Annotated in this window: 16 protein-coding genes; 4 read left to right on the top strand and 12 right to left on the bottom strand. The window is 60.9% G+C overall.

The window, feature by feature from the left end; genetic code table 11:
* Positions 1 to 4: 4 nt before the first annotated feature.
* Positions 5 to 856 (top strand): sugar phosphate isomerase/epimerase family protein, encoded by an 852-nt coding sequence (locus tag ACYQ2I_RS03825; protein WP_460165668.1) that lies wholly within the window; start codon positions 5 to 7, stop codon positions 854 to 856.
* A gap of 84 nt (positions 857 to 940) precedes the next feature.
* Here ACYQ2I_RS03825 and ACYQ2I_RS03820 read toward each other — a convergent pair whose 3' ends face one another.
* Positions 941 to 2569, bottom strand: a complete 1629-nt coding sequence (locus ACYQ2I_RS03820; RefSeq protein WP_460168396.1) for a sulfatase family protein — start codon at positions 2567 to 2569, stop codon at positions 941 to 943.
* A gap of 577 nt (positions 2570 to 3146) precedes the next feature.
* On the opposite strand from ACYQ2I_RS03820, the gene ACYQ2I_RS03815 reads away from it, so the two are divergent.
* On the top strand, positions 3147 to 4304 hold the full coding sequence (locus tag ACYQ2I_RS03815; RefSeq protein ID WP_460165667.1) for a XylR family transcriptional regulator: 1158 nt from the start codon (positions 3147 to 3149) through the stop codon (positions 4302 to 4304).
* A gap of 101 nt (positions 4305 to 4405) precedes the next feature.
* On the opposite strand, the gene ACYQ2I_RS03810 is transcribed toward ACYQ2I_RS03815, so the two are convergent.
* From ACYQ2I_RS03810 to ACYQ2I_RS03800, 3 genes are all read right to left on the bottom strand, one after another.
* Complete coding sequence (locus tag ACYQ2I_RS03810; protein ID WP_460165666.1) at positions 4406 to 5563, bottom strand: Gfo/Idh/MocA family protein; 1158 nt, start codon at positions 5561 to 5563, stop codon at positions 4406 to 4408.
* Between the two features lie 84 nt (positions 5564 to 5647).
* Positions 5648 to 6724, bottom strand: a complete 1077-nt coding sequence (locus tag ACYQ2I_RS03805) for a sugar phosphate isomerase/epimerase family protein (protein ID WP_460165665.1) — start codon at positions 6722 to 6724, stop codon at positions 5648 to 5650.
* 182 nt (positions 6725 to 6906) lie between these two features.
* Complete coding sequence (locus ACYQ2I_RS03800) at positions 6907 to 8154, bottom strand: hypothetical protein (RefSeq protein WP_460165664.1); 1248 nt, start codon at positions 8152 to 8154, stop codon at positions 6907 to 6909.
* Between the two features lie 418 nt (positions 8155 to 8572).
* On the opposite strand from ACYQ2I_RS03800, the gene ACYQ2I_RS03795 reads away from it, so the two are divergent.
* Both ACYQ2I_RS03795 and ACYQ2I_RS03790 read left to right on the top strand, forming a co-directional pair.
* Positions 8573 to 9739 (top strand): aldose 1-epimerase family protein, encoded by a 1167-nt coding sequence (locus ACYQ2I_RS03795; RefSeq protein WP_460165663.1) that lies wholly within the window; start codon positions 8573 to 8575, stop codon positions 9737 to 9739.
* A gap of 119 nt (positions 9740 to 9858) precedes the next feature.
* On the top strand, positions 9859 to 10617 hold the full coding sequence (locus ACYQ2I_RS03790) for a CPBP family glutamic-type intramembrane protease (RefSeq protein ID WP_460165662.1): 759 nt from the start codon (positions 9859 to 9861) through the stop codon (positions 10615 to 10617).
* Positions 10618 to 10656: 39 nt separating this feature from the next.
* On the opposite strand, the gene ACYQ2I_RS03785 is transcribed toward ACYQ2I_RS03790, so the two are convergent.
* From ACYQ2I_RS03785 to ACYQ2I_RS03750, 8 genes are all read right to left on the bottom strand, one after another.
* Positions 10657 to 15684 carry a glycoside hydrolase family 2 TIM barrel-domain containing protein gene (locus ACYQ2I_RS03785; RefSeq protein ID WP_460165661.1) on the bottom strand — a complete coding sequence of 1676 codons (5028 nt, stop codon included), beginning with the start codon at positions 15682 to 15684 and terminating at the stop codon, positions 10657 to 10659.
* A gap of 165 nt (positions 15685 to 15849) precedes the next feature.
* Positions 15850 to 16686 (bottom strand): SAM-dependent methyltransferase, encoded by an 837-nt coding sequence (locus ACYQ2I_RS03780; protein WP_460165660.1) that lies wholly within the window; start codon positions 16684 to 16686, stop codon positions 15850 to 15852.
* Positions 16687 to 16830: 144 nt separating this feature from the next.
* Complete coding sequence (locus ACYQ2I_RS03775; RefSeq protein ID WP_460165659.1) at positions 16831 to 17883, bottom strand: DUF1559 domain-containing protein; 1053 nt, start codon at positions 17881 to 17883, stop codon at positions 16831 to 16833.
* A gap of 149 nt (positions 17884 to 18032) precedes the next feature.
* Positions 18033 to 18914 carry a Rossmann-like and DUF2520 domain-containing protein gene (locus ACYQ2I_RS03770; RefSeq protein WP_460165658.1) on the bottom strand — a complete coding sequence of 294 codons (882 nt, stop codon included), beginning with the start codon at positions 18912 to 18914 and terminating at the stop codon, positions 18033 to 18035.
* A 15-nt stretch (positions 18915 to 18929) separates the two neighbouring features.
* Positions 18930 to 21416, bottom strand: a complete 2487-nt coding sequence (locus ACYQ2I_RS03765; RefSeq protein ID WP_460165657.1) for a beta-L-arabinofuranosidase domain-containing protein — start codon at positions 21414 to 21416, stop codon at positions 18930 to 18932.
* A gap of 137 nt (positions 21417 to 21553) precedes the next feature.
* Positions 21554 to 22633 (bottom strand): Mrp/NBP35 family ATP-binding protein, encoded by a 1080-nt coding sequence (locus ACYQ2I_RS03760; protein WP_460165656.1) that lies wholly within the window; start codon positions 22631 to 22633, stop codon positions 21554 to 21556.
* A gap of 98 nt (positions 22634 to 22731) precedes the next feature.
* Positions 22732 to 23274, bottom strand: coding sequence for a hypothetical protein (locus ACYQ2I_RS03755; RefSeq protein ID WP_460165655.1), 543 nt, complete (start codon positions 23272 to 23274; stop codon positions 22732 to 22734).
* A gap of 73 nt (positions 23275 to 23347) precedes the next feature.
* Positions 23348 to 24727 (bottom strand): AAA-type ATPase lid domain-containing protein, encoded by a 1380-nt coding sequence (locus ACYQ2I_RS03750; protein ID WP_460165654.1) that lies wholly within the window; start codon positions 24725 to 24727, stop codon positions 23348 to 23350.
* Between the last annotated feature and the right edge of the window lie 517 nt (positions 24728 to 25244).

Raw genomic sequence — 25244 nt, 5'->3', positions numbered from 1 at the left:
TCTGATGCAACTCGGCATCTTCGCGAAGGTATTCGTCCGCCCTACATGGGAAGAGACGTTGACCGCCGTGGCGGCGACGGGCCTGCGCGCCGTTCACTTCAACATGAAATGCGTGTACGGCGATTCGCTCCCCGAAGCGATCGATCCGGCGGTGTGCTATGCCGTTCGCGCCCGAGCCGAAGACCTGGGCCTCGACATCGTCTCCATCTCGGGCACGTTCAACATGGCGCATCCCGACGCTGCGTACCGCGAGGCGTGTTTGCAGCGGTTCAAGGTACTGGCCGAGGCTTGTCCGCATTTGGGCGTTCGGATCGTCTCGTTGTGCACGGGCACGCGCGACCCGAACGACATGTGGCGTGCACACCCCGACACTCACACGCCCGAGGCTTGGCGGGACATGCGGGCCACGCTCGATGCTGTTCTTGAACTCGCCGAAGCCCACGATCTGACGTTGGTAATCGAAACCGAAGTCGCCAACGTGATCGACACACCGCACAAGGCCCGGCGTTTGCTGGACGAGGTCGCTTCGCCGCGTCTGAAGATCATCATGGACGCCGCCAACCTGTTCCACCACGGACAACTTGCCCGCATGCACGAGGTGATCGACGAGGCCGTCGAATTGCTGGGCCCCGATATCGTCCTCGCGCACGCCAAAGATCTCGAACGCGACGGCGAAGCCGGACAATCGGCGGCGGGCACGGGCTTGCTGGACTACGACTGCTATCTACGCGCCCTGAAACGCGTCGGCTTCGACGGGCCGCTGTTGCTGCACAGTCTCACCGAGGCCCAGGTTCCGGCAAGCGTTGCATTCTTGCGGGAAAAACTCGCGGCCGTCGAGGCAAGCGAGGCTGAGTAAACCGCGCACCGAAACGAGGCGGCCGTCCGACGACGACCGCCTCGATTTCTCTTCACTCATTCCCCCTCGCCGAAGGGCGAACGACTACTGCTGACGTTTCTGCATCGCTTCGTACTTGGCCTGCTGTTCGGCCGCATACTGATGCGAAATCTCGATCGCCTTTTGGCGGTCGGCCTCGTCGTAGTCCCAGAACTCTTCGACGATTTTCTTGACCGCGGGCATTCCTTCTTCGTTGTCGCCCACCTTGCGTTTCAACTCGGCGAGTTGCGCCTTCAACAGCTTGACGACATCACCGTACGCCGGATCGTCGTACACGTTCGTCGTTTCGAAGGGATCCTTCAGATGGTCGTACAACTCCCATCCCGGCGGCGTCCGGTTTTCACCGTTCATATCGCATCCGTAGTAGTAGATGAGCTTGTAGCGCTTCGTACGAATGCCGAGGTGACTGGGATTCCAATGGTGCGCCAGGTGCATCCAATAGCGATAGTATGCCGCCTTTTTCCAATCTTCCGGTTCTTTTCCGGTCAGCAGGATCGATTTGAAACTGCGCCCTTGCATGTACTCGGGCGTCGGCACACCGGCGAAATCGAGCATGGTCGGAGCAAAATCGACGTTTTCGACGATCGCATCGGTCCGCGAACCGGCAGGGATATGGCCGGGCCAGCGAACCAACAGCGGCATCCGCTCGCTCTCTTCGTACATCCAGCGTTTGTCTTGGTAGTCGTGCTCGCCGAGCATCATGCCTTGGTCGCCGGTGTAGAGGATGACCGTATTGTCGAAGACGCCCTGTTCTTTCAGGTATCCGAACACCCGCTTCAGGTTGTCGTCGACACCCTTGACGCAGCGCAGGTAGGCCTTGAGATACGCCTGATAAGCCTGGTGCTTCGCCTCGTCGTCGGTCAGTGAGGGATCATTCGCCCATTTTTGCGTGTAGTTGCGGAAGACGTGGCGTCGGCCGATCGACGTTCCGATGAAGCGAACCAGCTCATCGTTGTACCCTCGCGTCGCGATCGAGCCGAAATTCGGCTGATGCCACAACGTTTCGGGTTCGGGAATCTCGACGTCGGCCAGGTAGCTTTCGTAACGCGGCGCATATTGGAAGAAATCGTGCGGCGCCTTGAAATGCAGCATCAGGAAGAACGGTTTGTCCTTCGGCCGATTCTTGAGCCACTCCAAGGCACTGTCGGCAATGCAGTCGCTGGAATGGCCCTTCATTTCGACCATGTTCTTGGGCCATTCGCCCGGAGCGTTCTTGTCGCGAAACTGCGGATCGAAATAGCGTCCCTGCCCGGGCAGCACCTTGTAGTAGTCGAAGTTCGGTTCTTCGCCCAAGTGCCACTTCCCGATTATGGCGGTGGTGTACCCCGCCTTGCGCATCTCGATCGCCAAGTAATGGCGTTCCGGCGGCAGGTGTTCGCGCAACGTGAAGCAACCGTTCACGTGGTTGTACTGTCCCGTAATGACGCACGCACGCGAGGGAACGCAAATTGAATTCGTTACATAGCAATGTTCGAAGAGCATCCCCTCTTTCGCAAGGGTATCGATGACCGGCGTCGGGTTCAGCTTGGCCAACCGGCTGCCGTACGCACCGATCGCCTGCGTGGTATGGTCGTCGGCCATGATATACAGGATGTTCGGACGTTTCTCCGCCGCCGCGGCGATGCTCCCCAAGAGGCACACCGCCGTACAACATGCAAGTCGCAACGCAGACATTCTCATCGGAAACCTCCGTAGTGAAACGGGCGCGATACAACTCTCCTCTTCCATTCGACGACTGCACACGGCATCCGTGCGACGTCTCACCCCTCCCCCGCCTCACCCGATGTCCGATCCGGGCACCAGTCAAAGGGCTGATGCTATCCCGTAGCCTTCGGAATTGCCAGCAACGAACACGCTGCAACCACAATTTGCAGCACCGCGGACAAACTTCGTTCACCATTGCATCAGAGACACCCTTCCGAGTGTCGCCGACGTCACAAAATGTGTCCCGAATGCATTGCGGATCGACCAACCACCGCAACATTCCGATTTTTCTCAAAGCAGATTTCATGATTGCCGCAGATTTTGCCACAAAGTCTTGATTTCACTTTTTCTCGAAGAATGTACTTTTCATGCTCATAGTGGCCGAACAAGTGTTTCAAAAACCGAGAATTGGGTTCCAAATGCGATTTTTGGAAGGTAAACTCAATATATCGACGTGGTGTTTGGGGATAGGCTGCGGGATCGACATATCAGTTTTTTGCATACAGGTTTTTCATCAATCTGCTAATTCCGGAGTTTCGGGTCCCCTATGCCGCACACGAAACACATCCTGCTTTTGGTCGAAACCTCGAAGATCTTTGGTCGCGGTTTGCTCGAGGGAATCGGTTCTTACGCCGTGGCGCACGGCCGCTGGTCGCTCTACATGGAAGAACGCTCGCTGGGCGAGCGCGAGCCCGATTGGCTCCGTCGTTGGACGGGTGACGGCATCATCATTCGCAGTTATTACGAGGACGTCATCGACGCCATCGTTTCTCGCGGGGTGCCGGCGGTCGATACGAACACGCGAGTCGAAGGCCACGGGCTGCCGCTGGTCTATGTCGATGAAGAGGCCCTGGCCCGGATGGCCGTGGAGCACTTCCTCGAACGTCGATTCCAACGAGTCGCCTTTTGCACGATCGAAGAAGGCGCCTGGGTCGATCGTCGCCGCCGGGCCTTCGCCCAAGAAACCCGCCGTCACGGCATCCCCTGCCATTGGTTCTCGGCCGAATGCCAAGGCCGCTCGCTGTGGGAGGCCCAACGACAGGAACTGGCCGAATGGGCACAAAGCCTGCCCAAGCCGATCGCCGTGTTGGCCGCCAACGACATGTGCGGGATGCGGTTGATCGATGCTTGCCGCAGCGTCGATATTTCTATTCCCGAGCAAATCGCCGTCTTGGGCGTCGACAACGATCCGGTGATCACGACGCTCACCTCGCCGCCGATGTCCAGTATCGACCTGAACACGCCGCGCATCGGTTACGAGGCGGCCGCGCTGCTCGACCGCATGATGCACGGTGAGAAGCCTCCTCGCAGTGAAATCCTGCTGCCGCCGCGGGGCGTGGTCGCCCGCGAATCGACCGACGTGTTCGCCATGGCCGATCCCGAACTCGCCGAGGCCTTGACGTTCATTCGCCGTCACGCCTGCGACGGGATCACCGTGGGTGATGTGGTCCATCGCCTCGCCCTGTCGCGTGCGACGCTCGAGCGCCGTTTCCGCCGGTATCTCAACCGCACGCCGAAGGACGAGATTTTGCGGATTCGCCTGGAGCAAGTCAAAAAGCTGCTGACGCGCACGCGCCACCCCTTACCCGAGGTCGCCGCGTTGGCGGGCTTCAAGACCGCCTCGCACATGAGCGTCGTGTTCAAGCGCGAAGTGGGTATGTCGCCCAGCACGTACCGGAAAACCGCGGCGGTCGAAGAAGAATAATTCACGCGTGATCGTCCGGTCGCGTATAGCCATCGATCCACGAAATCGGCCCGACAGCTCGACGGCTGCCGGGCCGATTGTTTGACGGTGCAGAATTCAGGTCAGGCGATTTCGATCCAACGTCCTTCCTTGGCCGACTGGAGCACGGCGTCACACACCCGCTGCGTGCGCAGTGCCGACTTGATGTCGGGCTGGAATTCCGGACCGCCTTCGAGACTGGCGAGGAAATCGGCGAAGCTGTTGGTAAAGGTGTGCTCGTAGCCGATCGTACATCCGGGCACCCACCAGTTTTTCATGTACGGATGCTCGAAGTTCGTCACGTGCACCCGCTGCCATCCGGTGAGGTGATCTTCGATTTTCCGACCGCTTGCCGGGTCGTAGTACCGGAAGAACTGGAGGATGTGCGGATCTTCCAGGTCGAAGAAGACCGCCCCGTGTTCGCCGTTGACTTCGAAGGTGTTGTAATTCTTGCGTCCGCGAGCATAGCGAGTGCTTTCGAACGTGCCGATCGATCCGTTTTCGAAGACGGCCAAGAACATGCAGGCGTCGTCGATGTCGACCTTCTCGACCTTCCCCGTCTCGGCGTGTTTGCGCTCCTTGACGAAGGTTTCGGTGTAGGCGACGACCTTCTTGATGGGGCCGTTGAGCCATTCGGCGGTATCGATCGAGTGGGCCAGCAAGTCGCCGGTCACGCCCGAGCCGGCCACGCGGCTGTCCAATCGCCACAGCGCCCGACCGCCCTGCGGCACATCGGCCGAAATCGTGTAGTCTTGGTTGTAGGTGGCCCGATAGTGGAACACCCGACCGATACGGCCCTCGTCGATCACCTGCCGCACCAACGCAATGGCGGGCACGCGGCGATAATTGAAGGTGACCATGTTCGGCACCCCGGCCTTTTCGACCGCGGCCAACATGGCTTCGCCTTCCTGGGCATTCATCGCCAACGGCTTCTCACAAACGACGATCTTGCCCGCCTCGGCCGCTGCAATCACGCAATCGTGATGCATATGATTGGGCACGCAGATGTCGACCACGTCGATGTCGGGACTCTCGACGATCTTCCTCCAATCGGTTTCGATCGTTTCGTAGCCCCACTGTTGGGCGAAGGCCTTGGCCTTGTCTTCACTGCGGGCGTAGCAGGCCTTCAAGACAGGCTTGTGCTCCCGTTCAAAAAAGTGGTTCACCTGCAACCAGGCGTTCGAGTGCGCGCGGCCCATGAAGCCGCAACCCAACATTCCGATTCGCAATTCTTTGGCCATTGTCTCCCTCCTACGCGATGCAAAATGCGTGTTGTCGGTCGGACGCCTTCCTGCGCCCTGTTTATCTTTCCCGTCTCTCTCCGATCACCCTTCTTCCGGTTCATACCAGCCGTGGCGATCGCGGACCTCGATCATGACCTTGAGAATGTCGTTCCAGGTCTGCGGATTCATCATGACGGCGTTGGGGAACATACAGCCGTCCCAGCAGATGTACCGCATCTTCTTGGTCACGTTGCCGTCGGCATCGCGCAACCAGTACCCGGCACACTCGGGAATGTCGAGTTTGCCGTTCGGATCGGTCGCCAGACAGTGCCGACCGGTCTTGTCGTGCGAACCGGAACCGTGCACCGTGCCGTCGTTCTGCGCGATGTGCAGGTCGATCGTCCACGGCCGCAAGGCGTCGGTCAGCTGCTTGTACGCGGCGTAGAAGGCATCCTTGTCGGACCAGTCGAAATCTTGCGGCAGGATGGCGTCCTCGGGCGCGTTGTAGCCCATCAGGTACAACAGGGTGTGGGCCATATCGGCCTGAAAGCCCAGAACGTCGGGCCGGTCGACCATCTCCAGCAGTTGGAGCATGCGTTTCCAACTGTGCATGCCGCCCCAGCAGATTTCGCCTTCGGCCGCCAGCCGTTCGCCGTGATCGGCCGCGATGTCGCAGGCCTGCCGGAACGTCTCGGCGATCTTCTTTTGGTTGCCATCGGGATCGGCAATCCAGTCATTCACCGAACACGCCGAGTCGATGCGGACCACGCCGTCGGGGCGGACGCCCAACTCACGCAACACTTTGGCGACCCGACACCCCTTTTTTACCTGTTCGAGGAACCGCTTCCGTTCTTCCTCGCTGCCCATCGCCGATCCGCCGCCGGTGGGCGGCCAAATCGGGGCCACCACCGTACCGATCTTGAGGTTCCGCTTCTGCGCCTTTTCGGCCAATTCCTTGATGGCGTCGTCACTCTCGACGGTCGAGTCGATGTCGATGTGCGGCAAATACAAGAACAGGTCGAACCCGTCGAACTTGATGCCGTCGACCTCGGCGGCGGCCGTCAGGTCGAGCATCGTATCGAGATCGATCGGGGGTTCGCCTCCATCGCCTTTGCCGACGACGCCGGGCCATGCTGCGTTGTGCAACTTGGGATAGTTGTTGCGCTGAGCCGTGCTCATGGACACTCCTCGCTTTGTTTGGGAACCGACACGAACCGGGGCGAAAAACTCGGCCGAAAACGACGCGCCGCCTGCATGGCAATCGGCTCGGCACGCGGCGCACGAATCGGCTCGGAGCTGTCACTTCCGTCGGGGCGTTCCCGACCGATCGTCCGCCGGACGCCCCGACTCGATCATTCGGCTTACTTCTTGTAATCGCCGACGTTCGGCACCTTCGGATGGACGTCCGGTCCGAAGTACCGCAACCCGACCAGCGGCTCGGAGCCGGTGTTCTCGATGACGACGCCGTTCGTAGCGGCCTCGTAGGTGATGAACACCTCGTCGTCGGGTTCTTCGCCGAAACGAATCATGACCGGCGTTTGCAGGGCGAGCGAGCCCATCCGACCGCAGCCTTGCACAGTGATCCAGCCGCTGGCACCGGGGTCTTTGAGCGTGCATTTCGCGCCGGGCATGACGGTCAATTCTTTGGCCGAGAAGAGCTGCTTCCCGTCGACCAGCCCGTAGACGACCCACTTGTCGACGTACCCGTCGCCCGAAACCTCTTCGTCGACGATCGGTTCAAGGTAGTTGTGTTCTTTGAAATAGGGATCGACGTTCTTTTCCCAGTCGAGCTGACTGACGATGAAGTCGAGGTCGTTGTGCTTGTCTTTCGGCACGTCCTTGACGCACAAATCCCACGGCACGACCCGGCCTTCGACCAACGACTGGAACATTCCGAACACGTCGGAACCCCATTGCGGCTCATACGTGCAGCGCGAGCCGGGAGCGTGCAGCACGCCGGCGGGAATCAGCCATCCCGTCCCCGGTTTGAGGCGGTACGCCCGCGACAAGTCCAAGATGCCGTTGTCGCCCTTGTTCCAGTCTTCCAGGCATTTTTTGACTTGATCTTTGGTCGTCCCCGGCTCGAGGCCCATGAACGTGTAGTCGAAATGGTTTTCGGCGGCGTTCAGTTGGGGCGGGAAGTAATACGCCTCGGGCTTGCCTTCCTGCCCGGTCAACTGGGCGAATTCCTGGCTTTGGTGCATGTGGTGCGGAATGGGGCCGGCATTGTCGAAGAACTTCGAGTAGACGGGCCACCGCTGGTACTTTTCCCAAATGTCGGGACCGACGATGCGACCTTGCCCTTCTTCGACGGCATCACGCAGCAGGAAGCGTTCTCCCTCGAAACGCACCCAGCTCAACCCTTCGTCCCAATTGCGGTTCTCGTTGGCGGCCTCGGTCGTGCTGGCGAACCACCGTTCGTCGATACCGCCGCGGTGCCCCCCCAAGGCATACAGGTCTTCGGGAGCGAGCTTGATCCGCCGCCCGGGGTGCAAGAAGCTGCGGGGCACCCACGTGGGCGTCAAACGCAGCAGGCCGCCGCCTGCATCCATGGCCCGATCCAGAATCTTTCCGACGTTATCTTTTTCGACGATCTTCGATGCGGCCATCGGTGTGTGCTCCTTCTCCACATTTCCAGCGAAACGGGACGTGAACGGCCTGTACAGAGGACGGCTTGCCGGCGCCGTGCGGGCATCGTTCCCGGCAAGGGCCAATAAAGTCTGTGACCATTTTTAGCGATTGGAACCGCCTTCCGCAAGAAACGGCGTCGAAATTCGGGCGATCGTAACCGCAACCGGCACGAAGCGGACATATAACCCGATCCCCTTCGGCGTCGGCGAAAGTTCGCCTCTCGATGTACTGGCAATCGGCTCCGTTCAGGTCTACCATTGTGTTCACGCTCGGCGACGCACCGAAACGCTTCACTGCGAGCCAGACAACCTGCAAAACCCAAGCACGCGAAGAATTCTCGGCAACCGAAACCGCGTATTTTTCGGCATTCGAGCCCGCAAAACGGAGGAGACGCTCATGGCGACCAAGAAATGGGTGTTCATCGATGCGGCAGAGCAAACGTACCTCGAATCGGCCCGCCTCGACGGCGGCGAGTTGGGGGCCGGCTTCGAAAAGGCGGAAATCGCCAAGTCTCGCCTGCGGGGCGGACTGAGCGACGGCGTCGAGGTGGTCGGTCTCGACAACGGTCGCATGCAACTGACGATTCTTCCCACCCGCGGGATGGGCGTCTGGCAGGCAGTCGTCGGCGATCTCCGGCTCGGCTGGCAGGCACCGACGCGCGGACCGGTTCACCCGGCGTTCGTTCCCATCTGGGATCCCAGCGGAGTGGGTTGGCTCGACGGATTCGACGAACTGGTCGTTCGCTGCGGTCTCGAAAGCAACGGCGCGCCCGAGTTCAACCCCGACGGCACGTTGCGGTATCCTTTGCACGGGAAGATCGCCAACCGCCCCGCCCACAAGGTGGTCGCCGAGGTCGATGAAGAAACCGGCACGATGGCGGTAATCGGCGAAGTCGATGAGACGCGGCTGTTCTTCACGAAGCTTCGGCTTTCTACCCGCATCGAAACCCGCGTCGGCTCGACCGCCTTCACGATCATCGATACCGTCGAGAACCTGTCGGCCGAACCGACCGACATGGAACTGCTGTATCACATCAATATCGGGGCGCCGCTGTTGGATCCGGGATCGAAAGTGCTGTTGCCGATCGAAAAGATGGCCCCGCGCGATGCCACGGCCGTCGAAAACGCGGCCGAGTGGGACCGCTACGGACCGGAATCGCCGGGACTGCGCGAGGCGGTCTTCTATTTCCGGCCGGCGGCTGCCGAAAGCGGCGAGACCGTCGCCCTGTTACACAATTCCGGGGCCGACCTGGGTGCCTGCGTGCGATTCGACGTCCGTCAATTGCCGTGCTTTACCCTGTGGAAGAATCGACAGGCGGTCGTCGACGGATACGTGACCGGGCTGGAACCCGCCACGAACTTCCCGAATACGAAATCGTTCGAAAAAGAACACGGCCGCGTCGTCGATCTCGCTCCCGGCGAATCGCGCACCTTCCGCGTGACCGTCGAGGCCTTAACCGATGCCGCTGCGGTCGCCAAGGTTCAAGAGGAAGTTCGAGCCGTTCAGGGCGAGCGAGCGCCGGAAATCCTCCAACACCCCGATCCCGACTGGTCCGTCTGCTGAGCGATGATCACCGAGCGACGCCGGTCGGCGAGCATGCCCGGTCGGCGTCGTGTATCCGCTTGCCGAAGCACGTCACTTGTCGATACGACCGCCGAAACCACGACGCAAAAAGGGGCACGATGACGACGCATCGCACCGACGACCGCCTCGAGCAACCTGTACCTGATGCCGGCGAACAGCGCAGTCGAGCCGCATTGGCTGCGCCCTTGATCGTGTACCTGGCGATGGGAATAGGACTCGCATTCATCCCTACCGCCTATCTTCCGCCGAATGTGGCCTATCCGATCGTGTACGCGTTTCAGGTGGTCGCGGTTACTTGCGTGGTGTTGCCTTTCGTCGGCGTGTTGCGACAGATGCCGTGGCGGATAACACCGTGGGGCATTGCGACCGGGTTCGTGGGCGCGGGCGTATGGCTGGGGATTTGCCTTTCGCCCATTGGCGAGTTCGCCCGCGAAGCGGCGGCACGGTTGGGCGGACGCTCCATGCTGCGGCCCGGGTACGATCCGTTCGTCGAGTTACAACTTTTCGGCAACGGAGTGATCTACGGATACCTGGCCGTGCGATTGTGGGGCCTGGTTTTGCTGGTTCCCCTGATCGAAGAAGCGTTCTTGCGGGGCTTTTTCATGCGGCTGGTCGTCGATATCGAGTGGCAGCGGGTCCCATTCGGCAAGCTCACGCGCGGAGCATTCTCGGCGATGCTCGCCTACGCCGTATTCTCGCATCCGGCGGAAGTGCCCGCGGCGGTCGTGTGGTTTTCGATCGTCGCGTACACCGCCCGGCGCACGGGCAGTTTCGGCGATTGCGTAATCGCACACGCTATCACCAACGCGGCCCTTGCAGGCTACGCACTGACGACCGGCGATTGGTCGCTGTTGTGAACATCGCACGGCAACAGGGGTGTTGCACGACTTTGCGCACTACTCGACTTTTGCGGCGGTAATCGCAAGCAACGCGGGCACGCCGCGTCGATCGGGACCGTATTCGAAGTCGACCGACGAAATTTCGACTTCCGGCCGCGGGTTGTTCCATTGCTTGCAATAGGCGACCGCCGTCCGCTTGCCGTCGGGATACGGTTTCACCCAAGCCAGTTGCGCGCCGGGGATAGGTTGCAGCTGCTCCGGATGATAGTCGTCGATGTCGATTTCGGCCTCGAGATCGATGGAAGCCGTTTGCCCGTCGGCATAATGCACGACGTACCGCGCCATGACGTAGCGTTTGTCCTCGGCCAAATCGCGCGGACTACGACGATGGTCCATGCGGGCAGTGTGCAGGAAAAATACGGCGTCGGCCTTGCGTGCGATCGTGATGCCGCGAACGGCATCCGGCAGATTGCCGGGCACGCCCTTGCCGCCCAACATGATGCACGTGGGCACCGGCGAGGTCGGAAAATCGTAGATATGAAACGGCACGCCGGCGAACCGTTGATCGCCCACGGGCAAATCGGCGAACGTGTATTGCTTGTCGCCGAACCATCCTTGCGCATCACGATACTGGTTGCAGTGTTTCGCGATGTCGATCGGCTCGTAGCGCATGGGCGCACCGGCGATGACGGTCTTTCCTTCGGCGAAGGGCGCCTTCAGGTTTCGCAGCAAGGTGGCCAGGATCTTACGTTTCTTGTCGGCGTTTTCGGGAACCGCCTCGCTCTGCTCGAACTTCACGTTGCACAACACGATACCGCCGGGCCCCTGCTTGTACTCCACCAGGCCGCCCACATTCAGCATGGGGTGCACACGACGGCGGAAATCGTCGTCGCGTTTCGCGAACAGCTTGATGTTGTCCAGGCCGGTCACGGCGTGCTTCTCGGGAACGATTTCCCATTCCAACAGTCGCAGCAACACGTGTTTGCCCGTCCGCGGCGGATCGATGACGAACTCTTGGGGCTCGTTGTTCGGTTCGGTCTCGAAGACAAAGGCGTGTTCCTCGTCGCCGTCGAAGATCAACGCCGCCTTGGTCACGGGATAGTAGAACGTGTTGCCGATCCACTCCATGCGATCGATCGTCCGCGGCTTGGGAAGTTCCATTTCGAACTCGACCGGTCCGCCGTCTTCGGGGACGGGCACGTTCACGATGTATTTCCAGGCATCGGCCGAAACCATGCCGTTGACCATGTTCCGCTCGAAGTCGTTCGCGAAACGCGCGAACGAGAGGACGTCGTCGACATCGACCACGTACGAAAAGACGTTGTCGGCAACGTATTCGTCGCGCGTCCAGCCGAAGATCCGTTCGCCCGACCGCATTACCACGTCGGCCAACGTCAGCCCGGCACACAGCGGATGTCGCGGCATCGCCATCGTCACCCGCTCGCGCCAAAACGGCCGGATCAGATGATCCACACCGGTCAGGCGATTGTAGGCGTCGAGCCCTTCCGGCGTCAGGCCGTGCAGGAACAGGTAACCGCCGTCGGCATAGAAGTCGACCAGCGCATCCTCGGCGCCGACCAAGGCCTGCAAATTCTCCGGCACGGCCGGCACGATCGCGATCCGCGGCCCCTTTCCGGCCAGCGCCGCTACGGGATCATCCACGGGATCGTACTTGACCTTGATCGCATCGAGTTCGCGGCGCAACAGCGCGTCCATGCCCCGCGTGCAGGCGAGAACGGGATGATATTCCAGCCGATAGTTCGCTCCGTAACTCAACAGGTTGACGAGCAGTTGCCGGGCTGCGGCCGATCGGTCCAGCTTTTCGCCGATCACCAATTGCGACAACAGCATCACGCCGCGACCGCAGGGCACCTCGGCCAAGGCCGTGCGGGCAAGGCGCAGATCGCACTGGACGAGCGACTTTGCGCCGCGGGTCGGCTTCGTGTACGCCTTGCGATAGACGACATGGTCGCCCGCCCACGTAAAGAAGTCCTTTTGGGCAAGGTCGCGGAAGATCGGATGCGATACATCTTCGATGAACGCCGTTCGCCCTTCGTTGTCGTCCGGCGTCATGTCGCTGGGGAGGGCTTGGTAGCGAAGCGGTTCTCGTTGTTCCAGAACGACGACCGCCCGCCCCGTCGACGCCCACGCCTGGAACCGCGTCGAATCGGTCGACATCGCGTCGATCGCATCCTTGCCGACGACCAACACCTTACCGGATTCGGGTAACGCCTCGAGGTCATCGAGCTTCGTATACGCGATATCGGCTTCGTCCAAGAATGCCGCCACGCTGCCGTGCGGATCGTAGACGAGCAAATCCTCCTTCTTCAATTCAGCAGGCCATTGCGGATGGACTTTCGCCGCATCAGGAAGCACCGAAACGGCCTTCTCGTCGCGGAAGACTTCTTCACCGCCGACGGTCAACCGCAACACGAGTGTTCCCTCGACCCGCGCGTTCGTTTGCGGCATTCGGAAGGCCAATTCGACCGTTTCGCTCGCCCCGGGCGGTACACGATACTCGCGTTCGCCTTTGGCGATCGTCTTACCGTCGATCGTCAGTTCGCAAGCGAACCGAATCGGATCGTCGAATCGCGTATCGTTGAAGATGCGGAACGTACGGCGGACGGTTTGGCCCGCCCCGAACGTCCAATCCCACTGGCGACAGAACACCGCCCGCGGTGCATTCGAATTGTACTGGTCCTCGGCTTCGTGTTGGCCCATCCAGAAGTGCCACGCCCCGTAGCCGGCCCAGCGATAGCCCTCGGTCAGCATGCGGTAGATGATGCCCGCCGCACGATGACTTTGCGCCTTCCCCTGGAAGGTTTCCTCACCGCCGAAATACGAATAGTCGAACGGATTGATGCCATTGGCGAAGAAATCCTCCCCGATGAACCGTGGACGTTTTTGATCCCACACCCAGCGTTCGCGACCTCCGGCGGTCGGATTCGCCTCGTAAGCCAGATCGGGATAGGCGGTGTATCCTTTGAACACGTAATGATCGCCGTGCACGGGCATCTTCTGCGCCGCCCCGGCGCCGCCGCCGTCGGTCATCACCGGCCGTGTCGGGTCGAGCGCCATCGCAGCCTCGGCGACTTCGTACACGGCCTCTTCGAACAAATCCATGTACTTGCGGTGCAGATTGATGCAGTTGATATACAACCACTCGTTTTCGATCGACCAGATCATCACCGACGGATGGTTCCGTTCGCCCCGAATCTGGGCCAAGAGTTGATCCTTCCAATTCTTCATCAACTGCATCTTGATCGGGCTGTCGTACAGCGCGACGAGATCCGGGTCGTGCTCGACCGCGTTGTACCCGATGCGCTCGCCGTCGAGTATTCCGCTGCGCCGTACAACGACGCCGTGTTTATCGAAAAACGTCAACGCTTCTTCCGGCGGAAGACCTTGCCACGACGCACCCCAGAATCGCATCATCCGCTGGTTCGTCTGTCGGTAGAAGGCGATCCATTCTTCCGGCGACGAGGCCCGAAAACAGTCGGCCCAGCCGTGCCACACGATCCCGTTGAGCTTGAAATCTTTTCCCTGCCACGACCATTCGCGGAAGCCGAACGTCGTCTCGGAAACGTCGACCGGTCGATCGTTCAACCGCACGGTCGCCCGCAGGCGGTACAAGTGCGGATCGTCGGGCCACCACAGCTTGGGATTTTCCCACGATTCGGTGAAATCGAGCAGCTTCTCGGCGCCGGGCTTCAACTCGAATTCGACCGGTGCAAACCGCTTGGCGACGGTGCCGTCGTCGTCGATCACTTCGCAAAGGAGCGTCCCCGACGCGGATTCGCTCGCGGGATTCTTCAGGGTGACCTCCAAGCCCAGCGATTTTTTCGCCACCGAGGGCTTGCAGAAAACGTCTTCGGCGTACACCGGCCCGGCCGCTATCAACTTAGGCGTCATGAGAATCCCCGACTGCGGATGATTCCAGATCGGATACGCCAGGTCCTGGAACCCTTCGCTGAAGAACTTGATCGGCCGGTTGAACACCCGACGCAACTTCATCGGATCGTTCGGATTCGTCGAATAGCCGTACCACGCATCGCGAATGCCGACCCACACCTCGTTGATTCCCGGCTTGATCGCGGGCGTAATGTCGATCTGCACGCGGGCGAAGGGATTCTTGTCGAAGCCGCACAACCGCCCGTTCACGTACACGGTCGTGTTCAGGTTGTTCTGCGGAAAGACCAAAAAGAACGAACGACCGCTGTATTCCGTGGGAACCTCGACGCGCGTGCGATACCAAAGCCGATGCGCGAATACCAAATCGGGGCGCAGCGTGTTCTTGTCGCCGGGAACCTGAATCGCCGTAAAATAGGTTGTCTCGGGCAGACGGGGAATCGGTTTGTCGACATCCTTGGGATACTGTTCGTCGTCGCGACAGATTTCCCAATCGCCGGCAAGCGGCAATTCGACACGTTCCGCAGCGCCTTTCGGCGGAGGCAACCGAAAGACGTGTTCCGCCGCCGCGCGGTCGCGATCGGTCCTCCAGTCTTGATCGGGCCGATATTTCCCGTTCGGATGAAACGGCTCGCGACTCAAACACGCAGCATCGAAGGCAAAGAGAATGCGTTTCCACTTGCCTTCGTCGTCTTTTCGGCGGGGAAGCCGGATCTCCAGAACATGCCTTCCCGGGACGAGTTCGACATCGCCCGCGTGCAACCAGGCGACCTCGCACCAGGTGGCGATTTCCATGAGGTCGGTCGTCAAATCGTCGGGCGTTACCGTATGCCGCTCGCCGCCGTCGATTTGCCATTCGAAGTCGGACCGTACGAATTCGAAGCCGATACGAAGCCAAACCTCGTACTTTCCGGCCTCATCGAGCTCGAACGGATACCGAATCGCCAACCCCGATTCAGGGACTTTCGCCTCGATTTCCTTGTCGGGAATGCTGTACGAGAGCCATGCGCCTTGGGAAAGAAAATCGGCATTCCCCCAGCCCGACAGGGTCGGCTCGCCCTGCGCCTCGGCGGGCTTTTCTCCCTCGAGCCACACGTAGGAAGCGGCAGTTCCGACGGCCGCAGCCGACCACCACACCGTTACGACACAAAAGCAGGCGAGCAAGCGACGTTGCATCGGGCACCTCGTTCCGGAAAAGGCGGGAAAGCAGATAGGGCGAGGCCGAGATACACATCCCCCCCGGCATATTGCCTGCCACGATAATCCATGGCTTCGGGGAATTCCAGTGTATCTTCCTCGCCCTGAACTCCGGCGTACCACCCCCGGCGAGGCCGAGCAGGGTTATCGTGCAGCCGAAGTCTTTTCGCCGGACGACGGTGCACGCAAACGAAGGAAATCGCCCACGTAGATCAGGTACTCAAACGGGAGTTCATCCGCCGACACTTTCTGCCGGATGGTGCCCAACGTGCCGGTAATCACCGCTTCCCGGTCGGCGAACCCGGCATATTCGACAATGGCGACGGGTGTTTCGGGAGACCGACTTTTCAACAACTTGTCGATAAACGCATCGAAATCGGCCCGCATGGTAAACAGAACCATCGTCGTGTTCAGCTTCGCGAGCTTGTCGATGGTGTCTTTCTTTCCGGGCCAATCGTCGGCAGTCAGAATAATCGACTTGGTTTCCGTTCCGTCTTGGATAGAGCAAGCCAAGGCTGCGTTTGCGGCATTGAAGCAACTCACACCCGGAATCACGACCGGGTGCAGGTCGGCAAATTCCCGCAGCGACCAGGCCCACGGACCGTAGATCAGCGGATCCCCGCTGTCGAGGACGGCTACGACTTTTCCGGCAGCGGTCGTTTCGCGGACCTGCTTGATGAAGGCGTCGCGTTTTGCCGAAATGGCATCGAAGGCATCCCTTTCTTCGAGGGGCACCTCGTCGCGTTCTTGGCCGTAGTACGGAAACAGACGCCAAAACCCTTCGATCACCTTCTTGCCTTCGAGTTCGCGTGCGAATCGCTCCTTCACTCCGGGCGAAACATACACGACATCGGCCTGCTCGATCACCCGTAATGCCCGCAGCGTAATCAAGTCCGGGTCGCCCGGTCCCACACCCACAAGATAGTAAAGGCTTCGCTTCGTCGGCTGTTCATGGTGGGGATGCGCCGACGCAACGGGCATCGTCGACCCGCTCCACCGGCACATCACCAGCCCGACGACGATCACAAACCCTATCGCAGTTCGGCGAATCACAGACTCTCGATCAACGGATGCAAACATCGAACCATCCTTTCGTGCATAGTGTCGCCCTTCTCGGGCATTTCCCTAAAGGCCTTGAACGACCTCGCCGCCCCGGATCGAGCCCAATGCCCGCCAGGTATCGAGGTCTACCGTCTCCCGAACGAAATGAACGGAGCCGTCGGCGAAGAGAACGTTGACGCCGCCGGGATGATAGCTGCGGGCCGACTGCCACAGTGAGCGCAGCGGTGCCCATTTGGCACAATCGGGCACCGGAGAATTCGGCCCCCACCAATGATAGTAAGCGGTATAGAGAACAAAGCCGTCGACCCAACGGGTTCCTCGACGGGACCGTGAAGCAACCGGTTCACCGTAACGCGTGCACCACTCGACCGTCAAATGAGGGTCCGATCGACTGGAATCTCCCACCATCACCAGGCCGTGGTTTGCCTGCGTCAGCACAACACCGCCGGTCGAAATACTCCCGTCCGGCAGCAGCGATTCGGAAAAGGCGGCAGTGTTGCTCGCTCCATCCAGAATATCGGCAAAGCGCACAGGCTCTTCGGAGCGGAACACGCCGTCGGCGTCTGCGAAGATGGCCGTGCCCGTCTCGGTCGGCGCACCGCGTCCCCAACACGCCAAGTAATTGGTAGCCGCAAACGGCAATTCCGCGTCTTCGATCCGAACTTTTCTTTGCGGATCGCTGGGGCACAAGAGAAAGCTGATTTCCTGGGTAACGGCTTCCTGGTTGTTGGGATGGACACCGTAGCCGGGCCCTTTGAAGATCCCGGTATGGCCGTACAACGGCATCGAAAGATCCAACGAGCGATACACGTTGAATTGTTCCATGTAGGGGGTGATCATCGCCAACGGCCCCCAGCGGTACTGCCAAGCCGGAATCTGCTCGAAACCGGGACACACCTTGCTAGGCGACCCGCAAGGAAACTCTCCCCTGGCGGCATGAAAGTTGTGCAATGCCAATCCGACCTGCTTCAGATTGTTCGTGCATTGGGTTCTTCGTGCGGCCTCTCGGGCGGCCTGCACGGCAGGAAGCAGCAATGCAATCAAAATCCCGATGATGGCAATGACGACCAACAATTCGACCAGAGTAAACCCACTAGAACGTCGCAGGCGGACCATTTCGACACCCTTTTACCGGCAGATATTACGTATTACAGATTCGTAATATTTCCTATCGCGGCGCGGTTGTCAAGGGGCGAACGAAACCCACAACTCCGAAACGAGAAACTTCGCGCTGTTCAAGACCAGCGCGGCGGTTGCCTGCCCCTTCAACCGACGTCGCGCGCGTCGCTCATCGATCGCCGGAGGCGGTCTGCCGCTAGCTTCGACAGCCCCGCCTTCTCGGCGATCGGAAGCGTCGCCTGCCCTAGGCGCCGATACAAGTCGGCCAACGCGGGCGAAAGCGTCTGCAACGCCTCGAGATGCCGGCGCACCGTTTCTTCGTCACCGCGAACGATCGGTCCGGTCAGTGCGTCGTGCGGGGTCGAGCCGGCCCAATTCTCGACCGTTTCGCGAACCAGCGGCGCAAGCATCGCGCGCCGATGTGCTTCCGTCACACCGGCGGCTTCCAAGAGTTGCTCGGCGATTGCCGTGAGCGTCACCAAATAATTGCACGCGAACACTCCGGCGGCGTGGTAAAGAGGTTTGGCTTGCCGATCGATCGTCACCACTTGCGCACCGCACGCAGCAAACCACTCCGCGAGCAGGCACACGGCCGGTTCGTCACCTTCGACGGTGCAAAACGTGCCGCTGAAGGTTTCGACGACCTCGGCCGGCCGGGCGAAGCTGCGCATCGGATGCAACGACGCCACTGCCGCGCCCCGTTCGGCGAGCGGCTGCAACAGGCGGCTGTCGTGGACCCCCGAGGTGTGAAATGCCGTCGCCGGTATCGCACCCGCGGCAGCCAGTTCTTCGGCCGCTCCGGCAATCGCATCGTCGGGCACGGTCAAAGCCGCTACCGTCGCCGGCGGCAACGCATCCAGTGTAGAAACCGCCGGCCCCTTACCGATGAAGGCCGCGGCCTGCTCGGCAATCCGAACGTCGCGATCGTACACAGCCACCGAACGGACGCAATCCGCCCGAACGAGAAGGCGCCCCAAGGCCTTGCCGACGCGTCCTGCTCCGATGATCGCCAAATCGGTACGTTCCATGCCGCCGCTCGGTTGCTACTCCACCTTCCATTCAAGCACGCCGCCGGAAAATTCCGGCTGAAGCTGTATTTCGAGCCGCAGTCCCGTCGTCGTCACCGGCTCGAAGGTCGCGCGGTTCCAGGCATCCTTACGAACGGGATCAATTTTCGCGTTTGCAACGGGCAACCACGCATCGCCCTCGCGGTAGAGTATCCGCCACGCCGCAGGAATCCGGCAACCCCCTTGCGGTGCATCGTCGAACCAATAGACGGCGACCGACCGAACCGTCTTCGGCGCGTCGAAGTTGTACGCGATCCATTCTTGCGTCCCCTTGTGCGGCCAGAATGTTTGTCGCGGAATCGAATGATCGTTCGAATTTCGCGGTTCCAATCCGTCGCCGACCGCCTGCACGCTGTCGTTCGCGTAGCAATACGATGCGGTCACCTTGTACTTCGACGCGGGGGGAAGCGGAGGAGGCGTCCACTCGTGCGCGTCGGGGCCTTCTCCGATGACGGGAAACATGCCCAGCCGCAGCCGCGCCGCACCCATCGGAATCAACGTGATTTCTTCCACCGGTTCGGCGGAACACACGGGACTTGGTTGCAATTTGTCGATCATGCCCAAACGATCCAGCTTCCAATTCGGGATCCGCTTGGCCTTGACGATCAAGCGAAGCGGCACGGTTTCGGGCGTAAACGGTTGCGCAGCGAGCGGTCCTTCCGTGCGCACCAATCGCATGCCGCGGGTCGGCTCGTCGTCATCCAGGACCAGGCCGTAGTTCCACGGCGAGGCCGGAAAGACCTCCCAGTTCGGCCAATTCGGATCGTCGCCGAACGGCTCCCAACGTTCTTCGATCAACAACGAAAAGTGAAGCGGACCGTACGCGATCGACGCCGCATTCTGATTGTTCGGCCAACGGGTCACCCGCAGCGACATCGGCAAACGCACGGTCACGCGGTCGCCGGCTTTCCACTCGCGCGTCAAGCGAACGAAGCGGGCCTTTTCGGTTTCGACGACCACCGGTTGTTCGTCGTTTACGCCGATTTCCATCCGGTTCGTCCAGCTCGGCTTGCGAACGTACAACGGAAAGCGAACCGTCGCCGGGGTCTCGACGGTCAGGCGGATCGTCTCGTCGAACGGGTAGTCCGTCTCTTCGCGGACGGTCACCTCCGTGCCGTCGCCGACCTTTGCCGTCACCGTCGAAGCGGCAAACAGCGACAGGCACAAGCCGTCGTCGGCCGTGGCCGTCCATAGTTCTTCGGCGTAATACGGCCACCCGTGCGACACGTTGTGCTGACAGCAACGATAGGAATGCGGGGAATAGGCGAACATCATGCCGCGATTTTGAATCCCCGGCGATTTGTTGTTCCGATCGAGCTGCACCTGGTTCACGCAGGTGATGTAATGCAGGCCCTTTTGCTCCGGCGTCATCGCCGCAGGAAACGTGTTGAACGCGATCTCTTCGCAACGTTCGGCCCACACGGGATCGCCGGTGATCTTGGTGAGCATCTCGTAGCTATGCATGAATTCGACGATGCCGCACGTTTCGATGCCGCCGCGCGGATCGACGTAACCGGGGCGGCAATTCTCGTCGCCGACGAACCCGCCGCCGGGAAATCGGCCGTACTCGGCCATGACTTTTCGCCAATTGCGTTCGGCCGAGAGCAAGTGCTGTTCGTCTTTCGACAGCATCCAAAACACCGTCCCCGCGCGAAATCCCTGCGCGATATTGACGTTGTGCCAGTTGATGACGTCTTCGTCCCAGCGGGCCATCCCGGCGTGAATCTTCCGAGCGAGATCGAGCAACCAGGGTTCGCCGGTGCGGTTGTACACCCAGAAGACGCTTTCGATGTTGTCGCCCGCCCGCAACCGCGGCCAGTAGCCTTCGCCGAAGGCACTCACCGGCAACGTGTTCTCCCAGCGCATATAGCCGAGCATCACCTCCAGCGCCCGCTCGTCGTGGGTGTACTCGTAGTAACTTTGCAGCACATTGAGCATGATCATATGCGGCCACAAATCGGGCTTGTCGCCCAAACTGGTCAACAAGCCGCGCGGCCCGAACCAGCCGTCGTCCCGTTGCGAGGCCATGACGGCTTCGATCCAGCGCCGGGCGTTCGCGATCATTTGCTCGTCACCCAGCACGTAGGCCAAATCACCGTAGCCTTTGAGCCAATAAGGCATCTCCTCCCAACCATATTCCCCCTGCCCTTGGGGATCGGTCCATGCACTGCGTTCGAAGTCGAGCCAGCGCGAGATTTCCTCGAGATGTCCAACCTGGCCGTCGCGTTCCAGTTCCAATTGCCTACGGAGCCACCCCTGCGGCCGAATCGCACCGATCGGCAGCTTGACGAAGGGGCTGACCGTCAATGGGCGACGATTCGACACGTAGTGCGAGTTCGGGCGTTCCGTCGGCGGCGAACCGACCACTTCAACGCCCGTTTCGGCAACGCACGTCGCCGACGCTCCGAAAACGGTTGCCGCGAGTACAACGACTACCCCGACAAGAAATCGCGTCGCCTGCATGATCGTTCCCCCACATCGGAATCGTCCACGAAAAAACCTCGACCGACGAACGGCCGAGGTGAGTATAGTCGGCTTGCCGGGTGATCGCAAAAAGTGTGCAGGGCGCACACGGCGTCTGCGCGGGCGGGCCGAGTGCGTCAACCGAGCACTTCGAGCGAGGGCATCGGCGGTTTCTGCTTGCGCTGCGACGTGATTGTTCGCACGAGGTTTTTCACGAGGTTTTCCAGGTACGGCCGACAGGCCTCGTCCTCGAAGCACGAGACCACCTTACCCGCGTCGCCGGCCACCCGCATGTTCACGTTCAACGGAACCTCACCCAAGAACGGTACGCCCAATTGCTCGGCCTTCGCCTTGGCCCCGCCGGTACCGAAGATTTCGTGCCGCGCGTTGCATTCCGGACAAATGAAGTGGCTCATGTTCTCGACCATGCCGAACAGCTCGATGTTGACCTTACGGAACATGGCCACCGCTTTGACGGCGTCGAGAAGGGCGACCTCTTGCGGCGTGCACACGACCACCGCCCCGGAAACGGGAATCAATTGCGACAGGCTGATGGCCACGTCGCCGGTACCCGGCGGCATGTCGACGACCAGGTAATCCAGTTCACCCCAATTCGTATCGCCCAAGAATTGTTGGATCGCCCCGTGGAGCATCGGGCCGCGCCAGATGACCGCTTCGTCTTCGGGCACGAGGAACCCCATCGACATGACGGGCACCCCGTCGACGACCACCGGCTGAATCTTCCCGTCGTGCATCGTGGGCCGACCGCGCGAACCCAACATGTGGGGAACGCTCGGCCCGTACACGTCGGCATCGATCATTCCGACCTTGGCTCCGGCACGCGAAAGCCCGAACGCCAACAACGTTGCGATCGTGCTCTTGCCGACGCCGCCTTTGCCCGACCCCACGGCGATCACCGACTTCACCTGCACCCCCAACTGTCCTTGCTTTGCCGGGGGGCGTTCCTCGATCACGCGATGGACGGTCACTTCCGCCGCCTGCGGCAACCGGGTCTTCAAATGCTCGGTCAATTGCGCTGTGATCTCGTCCCAAAGCGGTGCGGCAAAGGTCGTCAAACCGACGGTCACCGTCACCTTGTCGCCCTCGATGACGACATCTTTGACTTGTTCCATCTTGACCAAGCTGCGCCCCGTTTCGGGGTCTTGAAAATCCTCACAAGCCTGCAAGACATTTTCGCGAGTCAGCGAATCGGACATCACGTCGGTTTCCTCTATTGCTTGAGTGAATCGTGCAACGATCGGCGAAGACCGGTCCTTTACCGTCGGCCCCACAAACGACAAGCTTCGCTCGCGCGTCAGTGTTCTCCGCCCGGCAGATCGCAAATCTCCCTTTTGACGGCAAACGCGGGCCACGGCAGACGCCGCCAAATCGCCTCGCGGCAGGATTGGTCGGCCGCCGCAAAACGATCGAGACGCCGTAGGACGGCGCGGGCGACCGGCAGCACGTCCAAGGGGCGATACACGACCAGGTGGGCTCCGGCCTCACGCACCGGCACGTGAAAGGTTGCCAGTCCCTCACCCACGGCGATCCACAGCACCGCCGGAAACCGACGCCGAAGTCGCGCCAACTCGACGACGAACTCCCGCTTCGAATTTCCGGCCCATTCGATGACGACCGCCGAAGTCGGACGCCGCTGCAAGACCTCATCGAGCATCTCGCGGCCGGGCAACGTCATTATATCGCGCGGCGTGTCGACGGTCTTCTCGAGACGTGCCAAAGCCGTCCGAAATGCGGCCGTCCAGCGTCCCGTCGTCTCGCATACGACCAGTGCCGCCGACTCGCCGCCGGGAAAGCGTCGTCGCGTCGTCCGAATCTCGTCACCGTTCAATCCCGCCATGCCCTTCGCTGCAATTGATCCTGCCGACAATACCAAACACACGGCATCGTCTATGTCCTCAGTCGAGTCGGTCTCAATCGGAAGCCGTATCTTCGGCGTCGTCGATCCCCAATTCGGCCAAGCGGCGATACAAACGGGGCCGGTTCAATCCCAGCAATCTTGCGGCCTGGGCCTTGTTGCCTTTGGCGATTCGCAGCGCCCGCATGATGACCTCGCGCTCGACATCGGCCAAAAATCGAGGCAAATCGATCGGCTCGCGATCGATCGGGGGCGAGGCGGCGTCGTCGAACGCCCAACGCAACCGACGGGGCAAATCCTCGGCTTCGATCCGCGGACCGCGTGCGCGTCGAGCCGCTTCCTCGACCGCCCATTGCAACTCGGCGAATTCACCCGGCCACCGGTACGTCGTAAGAACTTGGATCGCCGGCGGAGAAAACCCTGAAAGCTGCTTTTCGCCCTGCGTATTCCAGCGTTCAAGTAGCGCTTGGGCGAGCACCGGCACGTCCTCGAGCCGCTCTTCCAACGGCGGCACACGGATCGTCAAGGTCGTCAATACCAGCGCCAGTTCAGCACGAAACGCCTTCTGTTCGACCTTTTCCAAGAGGGACGATTCGGCCACCGCGAACAGGCGAAACGGGAAGTCTTCCCGCACGATCAAACGTTGCAAGACCCACTGCGCCTCATCGGCCAACGCGTCGACATCCTCCAACAGCAAGGCCGCGCGACCGTCTTCCTCGGCGTGCGCCGCGGCCAAGGCCTGAACCGTCGTTTCGAGCACGTCGGCGTCGATATCGGCGCAGGGAATGGGGATCAACGGACCGGGCACGTATCCGCCCCCGTAGTGAATCGTGGCGGCCAACGTGCGCCGACCGCTTCCCGGCCGCCCGTACAGCAAGACGTTCTCGCCGACGGCGGCCGCCGCCTCGATCTGCCGACGCAGGCGCACCGAAGCCGGATGCCGCCCCAGGATCGGCTCGACGCCCGACACCAAGCGCAGCTCATGCCTCAACGCGCGGACGACCTCGTGCCAATCCTCGGTCCGCTCGCCTTCAGCGGCGGCATTCGTCTGCGTCGGCACCGGTTGCTCGTCGGGATCCGCCAAGGCGATCAGGCCGACGACCTCGTTCCCGTCGCGGATGGCCAAGAACCGGGCACGGCGCCGCGACAGCTTTCCGCCTTGCAGCAAACAGGAAATACTGCCGATTGTTTCGTCGCGCGTCATCGCCTCGGGCGGTGGGCATAATCCCGCGGCAATCACGTCGGCCGGATCCAAATCGAGTTCGCTATGGAACAAACAACGCCGCCCCAGCAACTCCCGCTCTTCAACCGAAACCCAGTCCAGGCAGGCACGATTCGCGTAGACGATGCGCCACTGAGCGTCCAACACGTAGATCGGTTGAGCGGCTTTGTCGAACAGATTCGACAGCCCGGCAAGATGTCGACGACGAGGCATGCGGACGCTCGCACCAAAGACCACTTCGCAGATTTCGATCGAAAAAACGCGACCGAACATCGATTGCCATTGTGGCGAGGGCATCCCTCCCCCGCAAGAGACAGCCCCTCGCACAGGGAAATCGCCCCCCGCTCGACAGAGCACAAATTCGGCGAGTTCGCCAAAAATTTGTGGACAAAATCAGCCTCCCAGGCCAATGTATTGGATAGGATATATGATCGAAAGAGGACCACCGCGATAAGAAACGCGGCGACACACGAGGAGTAATCAGGACGAGACCGGGGCAGGAGATTCCCCACGCATTTCGCCGTCGGGTAGGCTGCTTCCTCACGGCGAAAAATGTCGATCGCCCACCTTGTGTTGTCCGCGCGTCCATCAACCGTTGTGCTTAACACACGCGGGGCCGAGCAAGAGGCAAAGGTCGAGCGATCGACAAGTTACGAAGGACTTTGGGGCAAGCGACGGTCACCTTGACCCGCAACTCGGGGCACAGTTGCGGGACGCTCTCGGCAGGTGA

Source organism: Thermostilla marina (assembly GCF_054657455.1).
The sequence above is the reverse complement of the archived record's forward strand: the minus strand, read 5'-3'. Positions and strand labels throughout refer to the sequence as shown.

Coding starts and splice junctions, on each gene's coding strand:
- ACYQ2I_RS03825 (WP_460165668.1), top strand. CDS start 5: ATGCAACTCGGCATCTTCGCGAAGGTATTCGTCCGCCCTACATGGGAA.
- ACYQ2I_RS03820 (WP_460168396.1), bottom strand. CDS start 2,569: ATGTCTGCGTTGCGACTTGCATGTTGTACGGCGGTGTGCCTCTTGGGG.
- ACYQ2I_RS03815 (WP_460165667.1), top strand. CDS start 3,147: ATGCCGCACACGAAACACATCCTGCTTTTGGTCGAAACCTCGAAGATC.
- ACYQ2I_RS03810 (WP_460165666.1), bottom strand. CDS start 5,563: ATGGCCAAAGAATTGCGAATCGGAATGTTGGGTTGCGGCTTCATGGGC.
- ACYQ2I_RS03805 (WP_460165665.1), bottom strand. CDS start 6,724: ATGAGCACGGCTCAGCGCAACAACTATCCCAAGTTGCACAACGCAGCA.
- ACYQ2I_RS03800 (WP_460165664.1), bottom strand. CDS start 8,154: ATGGCCGCATCGAAGATCGTCGAAAAAGATAACGTCGGAAAGATTCTG.
- ACYQ2I_RS03795 (WP_460165663.1), top strand. CDS start 8,573: ATGGCGACCAAGAAATGGGTGTTCATCGATGCGGCAGAGCAAACGTAC.
- ACYQ2I_RS03790 (WP_460165662.1), top strand. CDS start 9,859: ATGACGACGCATCGCACCGACGACCGCCTCGAGCAACCTGTACCTGAT.
- ACYQ2I_RS03785 (WP_460165661.1), bottom strand. CDS start 15,684: ATGCAACGTCGCTTGCTCGCCTGCTTTTGTGTCGTAACGGTGTGGTGG.
- ACYQ2I_RS03780 (WP_460165660.1), bottom strand. CDS start 16,686: ATGCCCGTTGCGTCGGCGCATCCCCACCATGAACAGCCGACGAAGCGA.
- ACYQ2I_RS03775 (WP_460165659.1), bottom strand. CDS start 17,883: ATGGTCCGCCTGCGACGTTCTAGTGGGTTTACTCTGGTCGAATTGTTG.
- ACYQ2I_RS03770 (WP_460165658.1), bottom strand. CDS start 18,914: ATGGAACGTACCGATTTGGCGATCATCGGAGCAGGACGCGTCGGCAAG.
- ACYQ2I_RS03765 (WP_460165657.1), bottom strand. CDS start 21,416: ATGCAGGCGACGCGATTTCTTGTCGGGGTAGTCGTTGTACTCGCGGCA.
- ACYQ2I_RS03760 (WP_460165656.1), bottom strand. CDS start 22,633: ATGTCCGATTCGCTGACTCGCGAAAATGTCTTGCAGGCTTGTGAGGAT.
- ACYQ2I_RS03755 (WP_460165655.1), bottom strand. CDS start 23,274: ATGGCGGGATTGAACGGTGACGAGATTCGGACGACGCGACGACGCTTT.
- ACYQ2I_RS03750 (WP_460165654.1), bottom strand. CDS start 24,727: ATGCCTCGTCGTCGACATCTTGCCGGGCTGTCGAATCTGTTCGACAAA.